This window comes from Kamptonema sp. PCC 6506, from assembly GCF_000180455.1.
Taxonomy (GTDB): Bacteria; Cyanobacteriota; Cyanobacteriia; order Cyanobacteriales; family Microcoleaceae; genus Kamptonema; species Kamptonema formosum.
In genome coordinates, this window is sequence record NZ_CACA01000054.1 from 1 (window position 1) to 3,309 (window position 3,309).

3 protein-coding genes are annotated in these 3,309 nt (G+C 45.8%); 2 read left to right on the top strand and 1 reads right to left on the bottom strand.

From position 1 onward, the window contains the following. Both OSCI_RS02680 and OSCI_RS02685 read left to right on the top strand, forming a co-directional pair. Positions 1-1,668 (top strand): tetratricopeptide repeat protein (locus OSCI_RS02680; RefSeq protein ID WP_052638523.1); only part of this gene is annotated, 1,668 nt, incomplete at its 5' end. A 93-nt stretch (positions 1,669-1,761) separates the two neighbouring features. Beyond that, a complete protein-coding gene (locus OSCI_RS02685; protein WP_007353313.1) occupies positions 1,762-2,451 on the top strand; it encodes a response regulator transcription factor in 690 nt (229 codons plus the stop codon). 168 nt (positions 2,452-2,619) lie between these two features. Here the strand turns inward: OSCI_RS02685 and OSCI_RS02690 are convergent, their stop codons facing one another. After that, on the bottom strand, positions 2,620-2,844 hold the full coding sequence (locus OSCI_RS02690; protein ID WP_007353314.1) for a DUF2811 domain-containing protein: 225 nt from the start codon (positions 2,842-2,844) through the stop codon (positions 2,620-2,622). Between the last annotated feature and the right edge of the window lie 465 nt (positions 2,845-3,309).

The following is a 3,309-nucleotide window of genomic DNA, read 5'->3' on the forward strand; positions in this document are numbered from 1 at the left end:
GTTTTGCTGGGTTTGAGTTACCAGTCTTTGGGTGTGAGGCCTTTGGAGAGTTCTAATAATACACAGAATGGTTCTCGACCCAAGGTTTTGTCTGTTCCTAGCCAAGATTCTGCAATTTTGTCCGTTCCTAGCCAAGAGTTTGCAATTCCGATTGTAAAGTCTAAAATTCAAAATCCAAAAGCTCTTGAGCTGGCAGATTTGGTACTCGCGGCTGCATCTGGGGAGTTGGAAGGAGGAGATGGGATTTCACCCGCAGCAGGACGAAATTTTGTGGCGCTTCAAACTTTGCAATATATCGAACTGCTACAGGAACAAGAGTGTTTACCTCAGACTTTGGCTTTGGCTTATCAGACTTTGGGGAATTTTTACCGCGATCGCATTCTAGCGGGAGATGTTTCGCGTACTTACCTGTTAATTGCTATCCGCGCTTACGAAATGGTACTTGAATTTACCAGCTCGGATGCAAAACCACAAGGCGATCGGCAAGAAGATGGGGAACGCAGCGCCTTAATTAGCCAACTTAACCAGAATTTAAGTCAACTGTCTGCTAAATCTGAGCTATCGACGGTTCCCGATATTCTCAATGACCTCGGTACTCTCTACTGGATGCTTTCTCGCTATCCGCGATCGCCTGAAATTGCATCTTTGGCTTTATCTGATTTAGAACACAGTATTGCTCTCTACCAAAAAGCTTTAGCACAGCTCAATCCCAAGACGCAACCCCAGAGCTATGCTAGATTGCAAAAAAATTTAGGCGCAACTTGGGGAGATTTGGCTCGATTTCGAGATGGTGTCCAAAATTTACAGCATTCGGTTAGAGCTTACCAGGAAGCCCTTTTATATATTGACCCAGACGTAGAACCTCAACATTATGCTGCTGTTGAGAATAATTTAGGAACAGCTTATTGGAATTTAGCTCAACACGACCAACCAGTGGCATTTCTCGAAAGCGCGATCGCGGCTTACACTAAAGCTCTAAGCTATTACAGCTCAGAACGAGAGCCCCTAAACTATGCTGGAGTGCAAAATAACTTAGGCACGGCTTGGTGGAATCTTGCTCAGCACGAACCCTCAGAGGGGTTCCTATTAGAAGCTGTGGATGCCTATCGGGAAGCTTTGAGGTATCGTACTCAAGAGTTAGTACCGGCTGCCTGTGCAGCCACGCAGAACAATCTGGGGACAGTTTACTGGCATCTAGCTAACCTCCGGCACAAACAGGGACGGATAGAATCTTTGGAGAATGCGATCGCAGCTTATCAAAACGCGATCGCCGCCGCCAAGCAAATTCACCCCAACCAGTTGACGTTTGACATACTGGCCGCTTACAACAATTTAGGGCTAGCCCACTATCAGTTAGCCACAGACCCTTACTTCTCCTTGAGTAAACTTGAGCTAAGAACCCATCTAGAATCTGCACTACAAAACCAGTTGCAAGCTTGTATGGGATGGCAACAGCAAATGAACGGGTCAGGGTTAGCAGGTCGCGAAAACACCAATTCTCAAAGCCAGACCCCCAACCCTATCTATGCTGATTGTCGCCAGACTGCTCTAAATTGTATTGTCAAAACAATTCAAGCTTTCTATAGTGAATGTGGGCTGCAAGGCCAAAATTTAGCTCTATCTAAGCTTCCTAGCGATTTACTACCTGAAATTTTGCAACAATTGTAAATATGACACTTAAAATTTAGTGTATGTCTGTATCCAAGTTTTCCATTACTATGACTTATATTCTTGCCTAATTCTCAAAGCAACTTTGTGGTCATGGCCCCTCCAAAGATCCTTGTGGTTGATGACGACCCGGCAATCCGAAACTTAATTCACCGCTATTTGAGCCAGCAAGGCTATCAAGTGGAGTCTGCCGGGGACGGCCAGACTGCTCTGGGATTATTTGAGCAGCTCAATCCAGACTTCGTGATTCTGGATGTGAATTTGCCCGACACTACTGGCTACAAACTTTGTCAAGAAATGCAAAGTCGGACGGGTGTGTTTGTAGTGATGTTAACTAGCCGAACTGATGAGGCTGACAAAATTAAAGGGTTTGAGTCGGGAGTTGACGACTACATCACTAAACCTTTTAGTCTTGTAGAGATCGGTTTTCGCGTGGGAGCAATATTGAAGCGTAAGCGCATAGTTACTCCCGCAGAACAGCAAAGCCTGATTTTTGGGCCCCTAGCGATCGATCCAGTTCGCCGAGAAGTGATGCTTAGCGGTCAGACAGTTTCTTTAACTGCTCTGGAATTTGACTTGCTTTATTGTTTGGCGAGCAAACCCGGTCGCGTGTGGCGACGAGCTGAACTACTTCAAGAAGTTTGGGATTACGAATATGTCGGAGATCAGCGTGTTGTTGATGTCCACATCGGTCAAATTCGCCGAAAAATTGAACCGGATGCTAATCAACCTTCTATGATTCAAACCGTCCGAGGTGTTGGTTATAAGTTTGAGGCAATTTAGGGAAGAGGGACTAGGGGCTAGGGGCTAGGGGCTAGGGAAGAGGGAATTGCTAATGGCTAATGGCTAATGGCTAATTGCAGAAAAATCCTCTTCTTCCCTCTTCCTTCTTCCCTCTTCCTTCTTCTTTCTTCCCTAGCCCCTAGCCCCTAGCCCCTAGCCCCTCTTCCTTTACACAGGATGCTGAAAAAGGGTTTCGAGGTAAACTCTGGCAGCTTGGCGATAGCTTCTTGATGCCTCTGGTGTACCGCTATCCCCATTCTGCAATAAAAACAGAGATAGAGCTGCGGAAAATACCCGGTCTTGATCCCAGTCGGGATGGGTTTCTAGGTAGGTTTTGAGGGATTCGTGGAGGGTTTCGGGAATTTCAGCCAAAATACTGACAGTTGCGTTCATCATCGCTTCTAAATCTCACAAATAAACAGATATCAAAACCCAGCTCGCGGAATCGACAGCTAAGGGACACAGCCGGAATCGGAGCGCTTAATTTAGGTCGGTCGCATCATTGTGCGCTAAGAGGGGGTGGTGTTGTCAATGTTGCGAATTGTTACAAACCTCTTTATCTTAAAAAAATATTTACACAACAATCAGGTCTTGAGACCGATCCCCGTTACATAAGTTTATAACTTTGAGCGCCACTCTGGAAGTAGCTAGTTAATGAATAAAATCCCCAATTAAGCAGCAAGGCTTGATACTACCGTTAACGCCTGTGGAAAACCTTGTCTAATCTGTGGAAAACCTCATCTAGCCTGTGGAAACGCTGTGGAATATATGGGGAAAACTTTCAGCAAGGATAAGAATTTTAAAGTTGTCATTACCATAGCTAGGGGCTAGGGGCTAGGGGCTGGGGGCTGGGGGAGC